At 46.7% G+C, this 13,583-nt stretch carries 19 protein-coding genes; 5 read left to right on the top strand and 14 right to left on the bottom strand.

Annotated elements, in window-relative coordinates; genetic code table 11:
• Positions 1–52 precede the first annotated feature (52 nt).
• Positions 53–1,552 carry an IMP dehydrogenase gene (locus tag POF51_RS10675; RefSeq protein ID WP_069847260.1) on the top strand — a complete coding sequence of 500 codons (1,500 nt, stop codon included), beginning with the start codon at positions 53–55 and terminating at the stop codon, positions 1,550–1,552.
• Between the two features lie 46 nt (positions 1,553–1,598).
• Here the strand turns inward: POF51_RS10675 and POF51_RS10680 are convergent, their stop codons facing one another.
• The 14 genes from POF51_RS10680 to POF51_RS10745 all read right to left on the bottom strand — a co-directional run bounded on the left by POF51_RS10680 (position 1,599) and on the right by POF51_RS10745 (position 11,150).
• A complete protein-coding gene (locus POF51_RS10680) occupies positions 1,599–2,690 on the bottom strand; it encodes a GerAB/ArcD/ProY family transporter (protein ID WP_069847261.1) in 1,092 nt (363 codons plus the stop codon).
• A 37-nt stretch (positions 2,691–2,727) separates the two neighbouring features.
• Positions 2,728–2,961, bottom strand: a complete 234-nt coding sequence (locus POF51_RS10685) for a hypothetical protein (RefSeq protein WP_069847262.1) — start codon at positions 2,959–2,961, stop codon at positions 2,728–2,730.
• A 69-nt stretch (positions 2,962–3,030) separates the two neighbouring features.
• Positions 3,031–4,233 carry a Ger(x)C family spore germination protein gene (locus POF51_RS10690; RefSeq protein WP_069847263.1) on the bottom strand — a complete coding sequence of 401 codons (1,203 nt, stop codon included), beginning with the start codon at positions 4,231–4,233 and terminating at the stop codon, positions 3,031–3,033.
• 52 nt (positions 4,234–4,285) lie between these two features.
• Entirely contained in the window at positions 4,286–5,785 is a 1,500-nt protein-coding gene (locus POF51_RS10695; RefSeq protein ID WP_069847265.1) for a spore germination protein, read from the bottom strand.
• A gap of 135 nt (positions 5,786–5,920) precedes the next feature.
• The gene (locus POF51_RS10700) at positions 5,921–6,895 is read right to left on the bottom strand and encodes an aldo/keto reductase (RefSeq protein WP_069847267.1); all 975 of its coding nucleotides are present in this window, start codon (positions 6,893–6,895) and stop codon (positions 5,921–5,923) included.
• Positions 6,896–6,970: 75 nt separating this feature from the next.
• Complete coding sequence (locus POF51_RS10705) at positions 6,971–7,777, bottom strand: sigma-70 family RNA polymerase sigma factor (protein WP_069847270.1); 807 nt, start codon at positions 7,775–7,777, stop codon at positions 6,971–6,973.
• A 22-nt stretch (positions 7,778–7,799) separates the two neighbouring features.
• Positions 7,800–8,381 (bottom strand): lytic transglycosylase domain-containing protein, encoded by a 582-nt coding sequence (locus POF51_RS10710; RefSeq protein ID WP_069847272.1) that lies wholly within the window; start codon positions 8,379–8,381, stop codon positions 7,800–7,802.
• Entirely contained in the window at positions 8,375–8,950 is a 576-nt protein-coding gene (locus POF51_RS10715; protein ID WP_069847274.1) for a dTMP kinase, read from the bottom strand. Before POF51_RS10715 ends, POF51_RS10710 begins: the two co-directional genes overlap by 7 nt.
• Positions 8,951–8,954: 4 nt before the next feature.
• Positions 8,955–9,374: a hypothetical protein gene (locus POF51_RS10720; RefSeq protein ID WP_069847276.1), complete on the bottom strand. Its 420-nt coding sequence runs from the start codon at positions 9,372–9,374 to the stop codon at positions 8,955–8,957.
• Between the two features lie 37 nt (positions 9,375–9,411).
• Positions 9,412–9,966 carry a sigma-70 family RNA polymerase sigma factor gene (locus POF51_RS10725; protein ID WP_017249764.1) on the bottom strand — a complete coding sequence of 185 codons (555 nt, stop codon included), beginning with the start codon at positions 9,964–9,966 and terminating at the stop codon, positions 9,412–9,414.
• 65 nt (positions 9,967–10,031) lie between these two features.
• Entirely contained in the window at positions 10,032–10,280 is a 249-nt protein-coding gene (locus tag POF51_RS10730) for a hypothetical protein (RefSeq protein ID WP_069847278.1), read from the bottom strand.
• A gap of 1 nt (position 10,281) precedes the next feature.
• On the bottom strand, positions 10,282–10,449 hold the full coding sequence (locus tag POF51_RS10735; RefSeq protein ID WP_017249762.1) for a hypothetical protein: 168 nt from the start codon (positions 10,447–10,449) through the stop codon (positions 10,282–10,284).
• A 90-nt stretch (positions 10,450–10,539) separates the two neighbouring features.
• Positions 10,540–10,800 (bottom strand): hypothetical protein, encoded by a 261-nt coding sequence (locus POF51_RS10740; protein ID WP_017249761.1) that lies wholly within the window; start codon positions 10,798–10,800, stop codon positions 10,540–10,542.
• A 95-nt stretch (positions 10,801–10,895) separates the two neighbouring features.
• Positions 10,896–11,150 carry a hypothetical protein gene (locus POF51_RS10745; protein ID WP_017249760.1) on the bottom strand — a complete coding sequence of 85 codons (255 nt, stop codon included), beginning with the start codon at positions 11,148–11,150 and terminating at the stop codon, positions 10,896–10,898.
• Between the two features lie 135 nt (positions 11,151–11,285).
• Here POF51_RS10745 and POF51_RS10750 point away from each other — a divergent pair, with 135 nt between their 5' ends.
• From POF51_RS10750 to POF51_RS10765, 4 genes are all read left to right on the top strand, one after another.
• A complete protein-coding gene (locus tag POF51_RS10750) occupies positions 11,286–11,717 on the top strand; it encodes a hypothetical protein (RefSeq protein ID WP_069847279.1) in 432 nt (143 codons plus the stop codon).
• Between the two features lie 104 nt (positions 11,718–11,821).
• Positions 11,822–12,673: a hypothetical protein gene (locus tag POF51_RS10755; RefSeq protein WP_069847280.1), complete on the top strand. Its 852-nt coding sequence runs from the start codon at positions 11,822–11,824 to the stop codon at positions 12,671–12,673.
• A gap of 168 nt (positions 12,674–12,841) precedes the next feature.
• Entirely contained in the window at positions 12,842–13,246 is a 405-nt protein-coding gene (locus POF51_RS10760; protein ID WP_069847282.1) for a hypothetical protein, read from the top strand.
• A 35-nt stretch (positions 13,247–13,281) separates the two neighbouring features.
• On the top strand, positions 13,282–13,575 hold the full coding sequence (locus tag POF51_RS10765; RefSeq protein WP_017249756.1) for a hypothetical protein: 294 nt from the start codon (positions 13,282–13,284) through the stop codon (positions 13,573–13,575).
• Positions 13,576–13,583: the final 8 nt, after the last annotated feature.

The following is a 13,583-nucleotide window of genomic DNA, read 5'->3' on the forward strand; positions in this document are numbered from 1 at the left end:
TAAAGAGGCAGTTCAAAAAATCGAGACCAACTTCACCTAGGAGGAGAGAATCGTGGCTTTTTATTACACAGAACCATCTCGAACGTTTAATGAGTTTTTGTTGTTGCCAAATCTCACCACAAAAGAATGCAATCCGAACAATGTGGACTTATCCACTCCGATTACCAAGTATAAAAAAGGTGAAAAGCCTGCCATCTCACTAAACATACCGTTCTCATCCGCAGTCATGCAAGCAGTTTCCGACCATCATATGGCGGTCGCATTGGCTAGATGTGGCGGTATTTCGTTTATTTTTGGCTCCCAGTCCATCGAGAGCCAGGCAACCATGGTTCGCAAAGCAAAAGGCTACAAGGCTGGTTTCGTCGTGAGCCGCTCCAACCTGACACCAAGCCATACGCTGAAAGACATTTTGGAATTGAAAGAGGCATCAGGCCACTCCACCGTTGCCATTACGGAAGATGGTACGGCAAAAGGCAAGCTGCTCGGAATCGTAACGGGTCGCGATTATCGCATCAGCCGCGACTCTCAGGACAAACTCGTCAGCGACATCATGACACCATTCTCGAAGCTGATCTATGGCAAATCTGGCATCTCGCTCTCCGAAGCCAACGACCTGATCTGGGAGCACAAGCTCAACTGCTTGCCAATCGTAGACGAAAATCAAAATCTCGACTTCCTCGTTTTCCGCAAGGACTACGATTCCCGCAAAAACAATCCGCTGTCCCTCTTGGACGCGAACAAGAGCTATATCGTAGGTGCCGGTATCAATACAAAGGACTACAAGGAGCGCGTCCCTGCGTTGGTGGAAGCAGGCGTTGATATTCTGGTCATCGACTCCTCCGACGGCTTCAGCGAATGGCAACGCGAGACAGTTCAATATGTAAAAGAAAACTTCAATGTTCCGATCGGTGCAGGTAACGTCGTCGATAAAGAAGGCTTCCGCTACCTCGTGGAATCGGGTGCAGATTTCATAAAAGTAGGTATTGGCGGCGGCTCCATCTGCATTACCCGCGAACAAAAAGGAATCGGACGCGGCCAAGCCTCTTCCCTCATTGAAGTGGCAGCAGCTCGCGACGAGTACTTCAAGGAAACAGGCATTTACGTTCCGCTCTGCTCCGACGGCGGAATCGTACATGACTACCACGTGACACTGGCTTTGGCTATGGGGGCAGACTTTGTCATGCTGGGACGTTACTTCGCTCGCTTCGACGAAAGCCCGACCAAAAAAGTGAAGATCGGCAACAACTTCGTGAAAGAATACTGGGGAGAAGGCTCCAACCGCGCTCGCAACTGGCAACGCTATGACACTGGCGGCAAAAGCAGTCTCGTCTTTGAGGAAGGCGTAGACTCCTACGTTCCATACGCGGGAACCCTGCGCGAAAACATAGACCGTACCTTGAGCAAAATCAAATCGACCATGTGCAATTGCGGGTCGCTCTCCATCTCAGAGCTTCAGCAAAAAGCGCGAATCACCGTCATCTCTGCTACTAGCTTGGTAGAAGGCGGCGCACATGACGTTATCTTGAAAGAAAGCAGCATGGCTGCTGAGTAATACAATCGACACGTAATCACAAAAAACCAGTCTGCGGCTCACAATGCTAGCAGACTGGTTTTTTTCTTAGGGCCCCGACACTCAGTAAGAGAACGGGCAAGAACAAACCGTACGTCAAGGAATAAGGCATCCAAATGTCCGAAACGAAAGAGTCAAAATACGGGCGGTTAGGCATTGTCGTCAATGCCACTACGATCATGATCATCCCCAGCGGAAGTGTCAAATGGCGGTAATCCCGCAGCCCCAGTGTATATGCGATTCCAATGTTCGTCGCATAATAGCAAATCGTAATTTTGACAAAGAGCGTAATAAACCAGATAACGGCCATCAACACTTCTATTCGCTCAAAAAAATTGCCGATACTGATTTTTTGCGCAAGTGTGTAGCTTGGGTAGGCGAGCAGTACGGTAATATCGGCACCCAAGACCAAGATAGCCACAGCAGTAATCATCGTCAGGAAGAAATTCGCAAAAAGGATGCCCAAGATATAAGCTTTGGCCGCACGCGCTGGCCGTTTTACCAAGGGAAATATCACGATCATAATGACCATTTCCAGCAAATAACCCGCGTACCTGAAGTTCCCCCCGAAAACAGGAGCTAATCCATGCGCAAGCACAGGCTTCACATTTTCTATTTTGATCTGGGGGGAAATAAATGCGATCAAGATAAAAAAAAGCAACAGAAAATACGGAAACAACAGCTCGCTCACTCGAGAAAAGGCTTCTGGACCACTGCGGACCCCCATGACGATGATCACCAGAAAAAGGACAAGAATAATTTCAATGGGGGTCTCCTGCATAATCTGCGTCGTGACAAAATCGCCAATCTCCATCAGCATGAGCGAAGCGTCGATGAAAAAATAGCTGATGAACAACACAGCCACCGCTTTCCCCAGCCACTTCCCCAATATTTCAACGCTGTACTGAAAGATCGACTTGTTCGGATACCGTATACTTAGCGAAACATACAAATAAGTTAAAAGAAAGCCTTCCCCCCACCCGATGAGGGCGGAGATCCAGGCATCTTGTTTGGCAGCGGTAGCAGTAAGGGATGGTACGTACAAAATCGCATCACCAATCCCAAAAAGCGCCACGAGTATCATGAATTGCCTTGCGCTAATATGGCCGTTGTTTAACAATTCCTCTCGCTCCCCCGCCTCGCTACTGGCTACTGCTTCATTCCACAGTTCCCAAAATGAAGTCGCTGAATGGTTTATAGACAAATGTGATCCAGTCCAACGGGTTCGGAATATTCGCCTCAAGCGATTCCGCGATGCCAAGTCCCGTCGCAACTACTAGCAAAATGAAAAAAACCAGCATTTCCCTTTTCATCGCGTTCTTTCTCAGATAAGGCACCTCAAAGAGGGCAATGAGTAGGCTGATCAGCAAAATCATCATAATGGTCCACATGCTGTGCAGTGCACCTACTTTTTTTGCAGGATTACTTTTACCATTTCCATGGATGGAAAAAGTTATGCTCTACTCCTTTTTCATGAAAGGAATAAACGAATTGCCCACTTTTCCTGTCCGCCTGAGCTTCACGTCTGTTTTGATTTTCACTTTCAGGTTGGAGAATTGTGAATCCCAATCTTCTTTCACCTTTTCCCACCCTTTGGGGTCATTTTGGTAGATCGACTGCCCAAATCCAAAAACATCTGATCGGTATTGCTTTTGCGCTTTATGGATGGCGCTTACGATTTTGTCTCTGATCTGCTTTTCTACGTCAGCTTCCAATTTGTACATGGTCTTGGGATCGGACAAATCGATACGGCAAGCCACCTCGCCCACAGTGCCTTCTGCGGAAATGCTCACCTCTACTTGTGGTTTTCCTTTTTCCACCTTGCCTTTCACAGTTGTTTTGCTTCGGATGATCTCAATGACAATTTTATTGTTTTTGTTACAAGGAATTTCTTCTACTGTACTGTCCACCCTGTCCGTGATGTAGCTGAATCCGATGCTTTCCTCTTCGTTAAACCACCCCCGCAGCTTGTCCTCTTTGAAGACACCGATTTCGTGATACCTTAGCAACGTTGACTGGCTTTCTTTTTGGGAATTACCACTAGAAGTACCCGTATGTACCTTCCCTTTCAGATTAACGCCTACCAACACTGGCTCGATCCCTTCCCGTAGCAAATCCGCAATAAATTCATCCAATTGAATGGAGACAATTGATCCCCAAGCACTCTCTGCTGTTTCCAAGCTTTTATAGAGCTTCGTCGCCGGGATTTTTTCCAGGGGGTCGATCATGCTGAGAATTTGTAGTGCTGTCGCGTCCTTGGCCAGAATGACATAAAAATCGGGCCGGACCTCATGATCGCGAAATAACAAATCCAGCACTTCCTTTGTCCCTTCTTTTGCTATCTGCTCCCCCAAAACCAGCACCTGGATATGGGAAAAGTAAAGCCTTCTCGGCGTTACCGTTGTCATTTTCCGGATTCCCTCAAAAATGCTCGATGCCCGCATGCTGTAAGTCGCAACAGCTGATTGGCTCATCCCCCCGCTCTCTTTTGACGCTACCCCTCCCGGATTGACGATTTGGGCGGATATCACATACTCTCCATCAATCTTGTCGATACCCATTCCCATGACGATTGCCAAATCATTTAATTCCCTGCGGTTCCAGCAGCCTGTCAATAAAACGAGAAGAGCCAGAGCCAGGAGGAACACTCCTTTTCGATTCATGCCTTCTCCACCTCGGCTATCGATTTATCATCACATCGGCACGATACTTGCGCTATATTTTACTTTTTCGTTCTCTGACGCTGTTTTTCTGGCGCAAAAAATGGGGACGCGTATGCATCATCCAAATTGGAAGCCGAATCAGCGTATCCTTTTGGTCCGCTAAATTCACTGGGGCAAGCGGAGCCATATAGGGGACACCAAACGAACGCAGGGTGCACAGGTGAATGCACAAAGCAATCATCCCCACAAATACGCCGATCAGACCAAAGCTGGCGGCGAGTGCGATCACCCCGAACCGCAACAGCCGGATCGGAATGGACATAGAAAAGGAAGGGAAGACAAAGCTGGTGATCGCTGTAATAGAAACGACGATGACGGTAGCGGGTGAAACAAGCCCTGCCTGCACGGCAGCTTCCCCCAACACGAGTGCTCCCACGATGGAAATAGCTGACCCCACCGCCCTCGGCATTCGTACCCCCGCCTCTCGCAGCATTTCAAAGGTAAACTCCATCAACAGCGCCTCAATTGCTGCCGGGAAGGGCACGCCTTCACGTTGGGCTGCAATGCTCATGATCAGGTTCGTCTGTAGCATTTCCTGATGGAAGGTCGTAACGGCGACATACAGGGATGGCGCGAGTAAAGCGATAAAGAAAGAGATAAGGCGCAAAATACGCAGAATCCCAAAATCCGCACGCATGTAGTAGTCCTCGGAGGACTGAAAGAATTGGACAAAGACAGCTGGTACCAACAAAACGATCGGTGTACCGTCCACCAGAATGGCGACACGACCTTCCAACAGCCCAGCTGCCACCGAGTCGGGGCGCTCTGTATTGTAAATGGTCGGAAACGGCGTAAAGGTATGATCCTGAATCATTTCTTCGATGTTTCCGCTCTCCAAAATACCGTCAATCGTGATTTGCCCCAAGCGTTCTCGGACTTCTGTCACTACGCTTTCCTGCACGACTCCTTTTATATACATCATGGCGACTTTGGTCTGTGTCATGTCCCCGATCTGCATGGTCTCCAACCAAAGATTGCGATTATTGATCCGCCGGCGAACCAAAGCCGTATTGGTCCGGAGGTTTTCCGAAAACGCTTCTCTGGAACCACGAACCACCGTTTGTACGGAAGTCTCCTGAACACCACGATCTTCCCACTGCTTCGTATTTGCGATAAAGCCGTATGAATACCCATCTACCAAAATAACGGTATCTCCCGTCAATATCGCATCATACAAATGGTCAAAGTCATAGACCTCTTCCACTCCACCGATCGTGAGCAAGAAGTCCTTCATCAGCATCAACGGATTGGCTTCTACGGGGAAGTCCTCTTTCCTGGCATGAAGCATGAGAGACTCCATGAAGCCGCTAATCATATTTTTGTCGACCAGACCCTCGGTGTATAAAATCCCCACCTGCATCTGATCGACGGCCTCCAAACGCACTTGGCGCGTCACAAGATCCGTGCTGTTGCCGAGCTCTCGCTTCACCTTTTCCAGATTTTCGTCCAACGAGTAAAGGAAGGGCGCAGCTTGTTTTTCTGTATGGATCATTTCAAATCACTCTTTTTCCAGTTCGGGATATGTTTACTATCCCTCATGCCTCTGGGGTCTATGCTGAACACAAAAAAGCCCCCTATTCTAGGAGGCTTCGGGACTGGTCATATTAGTCGACAACTGACATCATTTTTACGGCAGACGATATACGGCAAATGGTTCCCCGTTTCGGTACGTGTCACTCAATCGGTCCAGCTCTGCCAAGGTCGCTGCATCCAACGTCAAAGCTGTACTTTGCAAATTATCCGTAAGCTGCTCTACACGGGTCGCGCCCACGATCACCGAAGAGACAGCCGGCTTGTGCATGAGCCAAGCCAAGGACAGCACACTGGAGGATACACCAACCTCCGCCGCTACCTGACTAATTTTGCGTCCAAACTCCAGCTTGTCTTCACTCAGCAACCGCACGAAGCGCGGCTCCTTGTCCGCCCGCGAACCAGCTGGGGCCTGTTCTGCGGAGGTATATTTACCTGTTAAAATGCCGCCAGCAAGTGGGAAGTACGGAATGATCCCCACCCCCTGGTCAAGACAAAGCGGTACGAGTTCACGCTCTGGTGTTCGATCCGCCAGCGAGTAGCTAACCTGCGTCGATACGTAGCGATTCAGCCCTTCCCGCTGACTGATGCCAATTGCCTTCATCAATTCCCAAGCCGCATAGTTGGAAGCCCCGATGTAACGCACTTTCCCAGATCGAACCATGTCATCTAGTGCGCGGAGTGTTTCTTCCAAAGGCGTCTCTGGATCAAACGTATGAATTTGATATAAGTCCACATAATCGGTGCGTAAACGCTTCAAGCTGTTCTCCAGCTCCAGCATCAGGTGGCAGCGCGATGAGCCTCTCTGATTCGGTCCTTCGCCTTTTACCAGACCAGCCTTCGTCGCCAAAACGACCTCGTGCCGCTTTCCTTCTAGCGCCAGCCCGATGATTCGCTCCGATTCTGTTTGCGTGTAAATATTTGCCGTATCAATAAAAGTAATCCCGCTTTCGATTGCGGTATGAATGATGTTTACAGACGTTTGCTCATCCGCACGCCCTCCAAATGAGTTCGTGCCTAATCCCAATGCTGATACCTTCAATCCACTGCCACCGAGTCGGTAGTATTTCATATTGTGATCGACCTCTTTTCATAATAGGAGTGCTCTTCCATTATCTCCTATTTGGGTGGGGATTGAAAAATAAGATTAGGAAAGTTTATTTTTCGAAATATTCTGAATTTTTTTCATGGTTCTTGATACACACATTTGGGATACATTTAAAAAATCTGCTGTTTGTGTCTGATTATAGCCTGCCATCCTTAATTGCAGGACTTGCCATTCTTTTGATGAGATTTGATTTTGCAGTTGCGCAAGCATTGCAGCAACATATAGCTTGTCCAGCACATATTCTTCCACGTCTCGTCCTTCGTCCTTCAAGACATCCATAGCGGTGGCAGCTTCATTGCCCGAAGCGGATGCCTTCAGGTGTGGCTCCTGTAAATACTTCACAGGTCTCCCGACATCCAGCGCTTTTTTGATCTGGTCCACATTTTCACCCAGCAGTACGGAAATTTCTTCTATTGTAGGGAGATATCCCAGGTCTGCTTCTATTTTACTTATCTGTTGGAGAATCGTTGTTGCCGTTCTAGTCGGCCGTACAATATGTCCGCTATCTCGAAAAAAGCAGTTGATCTCCCTCACAATTGTGATGACGGCAAAGGACGAAAACTTCACGCCTCTTGCTATATCAAAGGCTTTGATGGCCTTGATGATTCCCATTCTCCCCAATTGCAAGATATCCGCTTTTTCCAAGCAATATTGCTTCACTAATGTCTCTGGCTTTCCGATATATTTGTGCACAGAATGCCAAATGAGATCTTCATTTGCGAGTATCACTTCACCCAGATACTCACTGTCTTCCTTGCATCGGCGAATATTCTCCATGTTATACAAGGAGTATTGTTCTTTATCCTTGCCAAATCTCTGTTTTACGAACATGGCATGCTCACTCATAATACCTCCTCCCAGCCTATCTTCATGATTCTCTTAATAAGCCGTTCATTTTTCGGTAATGGGTCATGACTTTTGTATAGTAGCCATCGTGATAACGATTTCGGTCGACATTTCCCTCGCCTTGGTTATAGGCGATGATGCTTAAACGAAGGTTTCCATATTTCTTTTGCAAGAGATCCAAATACTTGATACCTGTTTGTAGATTGGTCACGGGATCAAACAAGTCATCAGGATGAACTCCCAGCCCGCTTCCTGTACGCGGCATGATTTGTAATAGTCCTCTAGCGCCCTTGCCAGAGATCGCGTCGTGCTGAAAACGGCTTTCCTGCCAGATCATCGCCATGATCAAAACCGGATCTATTTCGTATTGCTTGGATAATACAAAAATTGTTTCTGTATAAAGCTCGACTGTAGCAATATCCAGTCTCGGTGCAACCTGTGTGATTACGTTTGCTAGCTCCCTTTTTGTATGCAACTGCCTATCTGTGTCCCTGGCCATTTTCACCACAGGATGAATTTCCGACAGCCCCTTTTCTACGGCTGGCCCTACAACATTTGCGGGAATGAACACTGCGGCAACAATGCCGATTAGCTTTGTTAGCACGTAACTCGCTTTTTCAGATGTAGCTGATGGACTGCTTGCAGAATGTTTTTCTGCATTCTTTCCACCCCGATTGCCGTATCCAGTGTATGTACTGATCGGCGCGAAGCATGGGCAAGGGAAAGATAGGCTTCCTGCACCTTTAGCAGCATGGCATTATTCGCATCTACTTCTGTTCGCAGAAAAAAGGTTGCATCGGGCCGCTTCGTCAAATCACTCATCGTGGCATACCAGGAAAGAGGAGTATCCTTCATATAGAAGTAGTAATAATTGGACAGTTCGTAATGATCAATGATGATGAAGTCGACGTTCTCCTTCGAAATCCGCGCCATCTCTCGTTGATAGTCCAGAAAATCCGCTTCAAATAGCTTTCCTACCGCTTTCTCATCCAGTTCAATTTCGCAGCGAAGCCACATGCCAATGACTGCTCCGATTGGGGTATCTAAACGCGGAAACGTTACTCTTTTCACTTTATATCCGAGGCCTCTCAAATTTTCTTCTAGCAACGCCGCTTGGGCTTCCTTCGCATTGGCGTCAATTCCTTCGAAAGCGACAATCATGGGCTGTCTCATGGCACTACATCGTCTCCTCATTTGTCGAGATTTCCTCTGCTGCTTCACGAAGCTTTTTCTCTGCTTCAAGCTCAGCAGCCTGAGTAGCCAGATGGTCTGCTAGCATTTGCTCGAATTCTTCCTTTGTAATCTCATATATCTCGGATTGGAGTTGGTTCACCGTGTATCCCATACCGTCGGTCAGTAAAAAGTTTGTGTAGGTCAATGGCTCCTCACGAAACTCCTGCTTTTCGTAATCGAAGGCAATGACTGCTTTTTCAATGCCCGCTACGCAACCGCCGAACCAAATATTGACCTCTTCTTCTCCACCCTCGGCTGTAGGTGTTGTATGCATATTGGTCGGAACGTGTACATATTTTCCAATGACCTGGTGGGAGAACTCCTCGGTCAATTCCTCATTCATCTTTTTCAACAAAACTGCCATGCTGGATCATTCCTTTTCATCGATTTTTTGTGTATGTCTACAGCTCACCGTACTGCTTCAAAATCGCCTTGATGATTTGACACACTCTTTCCTTGCTGATGTTGAATTTCTGACCAATTTCCTCATGGTAGTAGCCTTCACTTCTCATTTGGAGAATCAGCTTGTCTCGCGTGGACAGCTTCATATACTCCATGATGTCGATCATCATCTCTACTTCCTCATATCGAAACTCCTCACTCGGAGCAGCAATACGGCTGATCATCGTTTCCTCTTCGTTCTCATCTCCACCAGAGACAAGAACTGCATTACTATTTGTCAGGTTTTTTTGCGTGCCGGCTTTCCGCAAGCAGTCACGAATTTTATTGGTAATCACATGATCGACAAAGGTAGTCACTCTGGCTTTTTCCTGGTCGTAATCCTTCATCGTGCGATACACCTTTAAGAGAACCTCCTGAACGACATCATCATGGGTCATTCCAGCAAACGTCATCCCGGTCAGCTTGGCTTCACAGTTTTCTTTTGCCTTCTGCAAAAAATCATCGACTTTCCCTTCGAAAAATAACTCGTCCATTTGGTGAAGTTGATCTTTCATACTTCTCCCCTCCTCATGCTCCTATTCACAGTGGCTCTATCACACTAGGTAATTTGAGGAGGGTTTTAGCAACCAGTTTTCAAAATTTTTTTCGGACAAGTTTGCAAGGTACCAGCCGTGAATACTTTTCCATTCAAAATCTTCCATGAGGCGCACTGACGCTTGATGTACCATTGGCAATCGCGGCAAATGTCATGAACCACACAACGACAAGTCATGGGCACGATATCTTGTTCCTTTGCTGACATCACGATGTCATTGACTGTCATTTTCTTCTGGCAGACTTTTTCATAATCACATCCGTGACAGGCCATGCTACCCACCGATCCTGACGATCCCGATTCCTTTTAAGGACTCTGGGTTCACTTGAACATGCTCGCGAAAGAACTCTTCCAAAACGGCTATCGGAGTGTCTTGGGTCGACGTATATTTCATGACCTGTACCTGCTCTCCATCTGCCGAAAAACTAATCTGATATAACATGGTTTCTCCCCTCCTTTTGCCTCTTGTCGAATCTATACGAAGCGATTTGAGGTGAATTAAGCGGATTTTGAAAATAAAAAAACCAGCCGTTTATTCCAGCTGGTCCTCTACGTATAATTCCTCTATCATTTCCTCTGTTATATTCATCTTTCCAAATTCCTGACAAACTTTTTGAAATCCAAACAGCAAGGAATCGTTTTCTGTGAAAACCTCGTTCAGATCCATTCCCACCATGCCAAACGCGTCACTGAGCTCCTCCCAGCCTTCGCGATCGATATCCTCTCCTAGCAGAAATTCAGCTAATGCAGAAATAATCACGACATACAATACGGCTTTTTTGGAATCTCTCATTCTTATCCCCTCACTTCTTTCTCGTTTGAGATAGAATAGACAGTTTCGAATGAGTTTTCTCTCTACAAAAAGAAAAAGCCCGCTTTTTTACGAGCTTACTTTACATCTGAGATAATTTTTTGAATCAAACTTTCATCAATCAAATGGCTGGCTACTGTCAATGCCTTTGCCATTCTTTCCTTATCTCCATCAAAAACCTCGTGGATAATGTGACGCACACTTTCTTCATTCAGCATGAAATTCTTGGCCATCGCCATAATCCCAACAACGGCTTCATGATCTTCGAGCGCTTTCGCAGAAACTTTTTCCTTCGTTTGTTGAATGATGATTTGTATCCTATCACTTCGCAATGTTATGACCTCCTGGCTTAATTTACGATCGAATATGTATTTCAAGGGAGACATCTTCCCCATCTGTCTAACCTATGAACGTAGAAGGAGCACATTTTGTTACAAAAATTCTCAGCAAAAGGGGGTGAATCATTCGTGGTTGTCGACCTCTATCATCATCTCTATGAATTACTGTCTACGGATAGTCAGGTGCTCGCATTACTCGGCATTGCTCCAGAAGACAAGGCCTCCCTATCCAAGCAGATTATCAAGCGAAGAAAGCTCGCCGTGCTATCTGATGTTGCGAAGCCTCTCCTTTCCTTCTACGCAACTTCCGGAAAGCGCGACACCGTTAATCCCCTCCTTCTCACCAGCTTCTTCCGATTCGATGTGATCACGCCTGGTGATATCGAGCTGGCGCATCAAATCGCGAACCATCTTTTCCATCTCTTAGACGGCAAAAGCTTATCGATGAATGGAATAGAAGGTTTGGACACGTATGTCGTTTCCCAGCAGGAAACGGATATGGGCCATTCCTCTGCGTACTGTTTCACACTGATCACGAAGTTTACTTTGCAAGTTTGTTAGACATTTCAAAACCCCGTCTATCCTATGACAAGCTGATCGCGGTTCCCTTTCCACATGATTCAGCAGCAGCACCCAAATCCCCTATCTAGAAGGAGTGACTTTCATTGTCTAAAAAAATGATTATCAAAGGTGTCGGTCAATTTCTTGCCAAACGCGCTTCCAAGGATGGAAATGGCGTCGAAGTCATTACGCTTGGTAATATGCAGGACCTGAAAATTGACATGAATGTTGAAATGGAGGATATCTTCGGCGGCGATGGACTCTTCGCCATTGATACTCTCGTAAAATCGAAAAGCATTGAGATTACCGCAACGGATGCCAAATTTGATCTCGCCGCACTTGAGCTCATGATGGGCTCCAAGCTGCAAGAACAAAAGAGCGACTATGTGTATGTGCTGGGTGAGCAAAAAGCAATCAAAGCTGGCAGCCTGGATCGATCTGCATCCACTGGCGACGCTGGTGTTTGTGAAGTTGACTTTGGCGGTACCCTCTTCAACGGCGGCGGATTTGCTGTTCGTCTGAAAAATAGCAATCGTCTTTTGAAACAAGTTAGCTTGAGCACTTCTGCTGCTCCAAAAGCTGACGAATTCATGGTGGATACTTTCAAAGATGGCAGCGAAGATAAAGCTCGTCTCATCTTCTCGCCTGCCCTGCTCAATGAAGATGTGGTCTTCAACTATCAGCGAATCGAAACCGTAGATGTGGTCGACATTTTGATGGATGAAGTACCATTCCCGGTTCATGTCGTCCATCACGGCTCTTTCCTGCAAAAGGATGGAACCTATGCAGGCATTGAAACAGAGCTGTTCTCCTGCATGGCAAAAGGCAGCTTCTCGATCGATGCGGCACGCTCCACAGCCAGCACTTCCGCTATTTCCTTGTCCGTTATCGATCCGGAGCGAGCAGATGGCAAGCTAGGCAGTGTGAAACGCTTCGTATCTAACAAAAAAGTGTAAATCTTTCGAGGTTAAGCAGGCTGAGTGGAGAGCATCATGCTCTTCGCTCTTGCCTTGCTCTTTTAAAAAGGGAATAACTTACAACGAATCATAGCGAACGAAATCACATTCAGCAAGTGGATAAATTTTACTGATGATTTCTCGGATAGTACAAGGAGGGATTTTTCCATGCTAAACCACCAAGAAGATCTGGAAAAAAAACACGCAGAGATGATGAACCAGGAAGCTGTAGAGCGTATCAAAAAACAGCAGGAGGCTGATCTGGTAGAAGCTATTTTCTTTGAAGATGATAGTGAAATCATGCTGCGTGACGGTAAAACCTACCGGATTCCGCCTGTGACCTTAAAAGATGCCCGCATCCTGATGAAAAAGCTGGGAACCGTCCATATCGACGCGATTATCCTAAATTTTCTCCCCTATGAAAACAAGGAAGAAGATTTATTCGATATCCTGCTTCTAGGCTTTCGCAACTACCCTATGGTCACTCGCGAGTACTTGGATGAACATTGTGATTTGGAGACGGCCAAAAAGCTTATTAATATTCTCATTGGTCTAAACGGCTTAAAAAAGTAGAGAGTGGCGAGGGTGACAGTTCCGCGATTCGCGATATGGAATCTGGTGAGCCACTTGATTGGGGCGATCTATTTTTTCATCTCCATAAAGACTGTGGTTTGAAAAAATGGGATATTTGGGAGTACACCCTTCCCCAAGTAGCAGAGTTAATGAAGAGAGTGAATAAATACATTCAATTTGAGGTAGAGACACGCATGGGTTTTCCTTTCCTGAGAAGAAAGGGAACGAATTCTGCTGCCAGTTCTCCCCATGCATCTAGTTCGCAAGACTATCAGGAAATTTCCGAAGACGATATTGCCGTACTTGGCAAAGTGTTAGGTGGTCTATAACCCGTTTC

The sequence above is a fragment of the Brevibacillus sp. AG genome (genome assembly GCF_028369215.1).
Classification (GTDB): Bacteria; Bacillota; Bacilli; order Brevibacillales; family Brevibacillaceae; genus Brevibacillus; species Brevibacillus porteri.

Bases quoted from the DNA above. Each gene is read 5' to 3' on its own strand.
- POF51_RS10685 (WP_069847262.1), bottom strand. From the start codon at position 2,961: ATGTGGACCATTATGATGATTTTGCTGATCAGCCTACTCATTGCCCTC.
- POF51_RS10690 (WP_069847263.1), bottom strand. From the start codon at position 4,233: ATGAATCGAAAAGGAGTGTTCCTCCTGGCTCTGGCTCTTCTCGTTTTA.
- POF51_RS10695 (WP_069847265.1), bottom strand. From the start codon at position 5,785: ATGATCCATACAGAAAAACAAGCTGCGCCCTTCCTTTACTCGTTGGAC.
- POF51_RS10700 (WP_069847267.1), bottom strand. From the start codon at position 6,895: ATGAAATACTACCGACTCGGTGGCAGTGGATTGAAGGTATCAGCATTG.
- POF51_RS10705 (WP_069847270.1), bottom strand. From the start codon at position 7,777: ATGAGTGAGCATGCCATGTTCGTAAAACAGAGATTTGGCAAGGATAAA.
- POF51_RS10715 (WP_069847274.1), bottom strand. From the start codon at position 8,950: ATGAGACAGCCCATGATTGTCGCTTTCGAAGGAATTGACGCCAATGCG.
- POF51_RS10720 (WP_069847276.1), bottom strand. From the start codon at position 9,374: ATGGCAGTTTTGTTGAAAAAGATGAATGAGGAATTGACCGAGGAGTTC.
- POF51_RS10725 (WP_017249764.1), bottom strand. From the start codon at position 9,966: ATGAAAGATCAACTTCACCAAATGGACGAGTTATTTTTCGAAGGGAAA.
- POF51_RS10730 (WP_069847278.1), bottom strand. From the start codon at position 10,280: ATGGCCTGTCACGGATGTGATTATGAAAAAGTCTGCCAGAAGAAAATG.
- POF51_RS10735 (WP_017249762.1), bottom strand. From the start codon at position 10,449: ATGTTATATCAGATTAGTTTTTCGGCAGATGGAGAGCAGGTACAGGTC.
- POF51_RS10740 (WP_017249761.1), bottom strand. From the start codon at position 10,800: ATGAGAGATTCCAAAAAAGCCGTATTGTATGTCGTGATTATTTCTGCA.
- POF51_RS10760 (WP_069847282.1), top strand. From the start codon at position 12,842: ATGCTAAACCACCAAGAAGATCTGGAAAAAAAACACGCAGAGATGATG.
- POF51_RS10765 (WP_017249756.1), top strand. From the start codon at position 13,282: ATGGAATCTGGTGAGCCACTTGATTGGGGCGATCTATTTTTTCATCTC.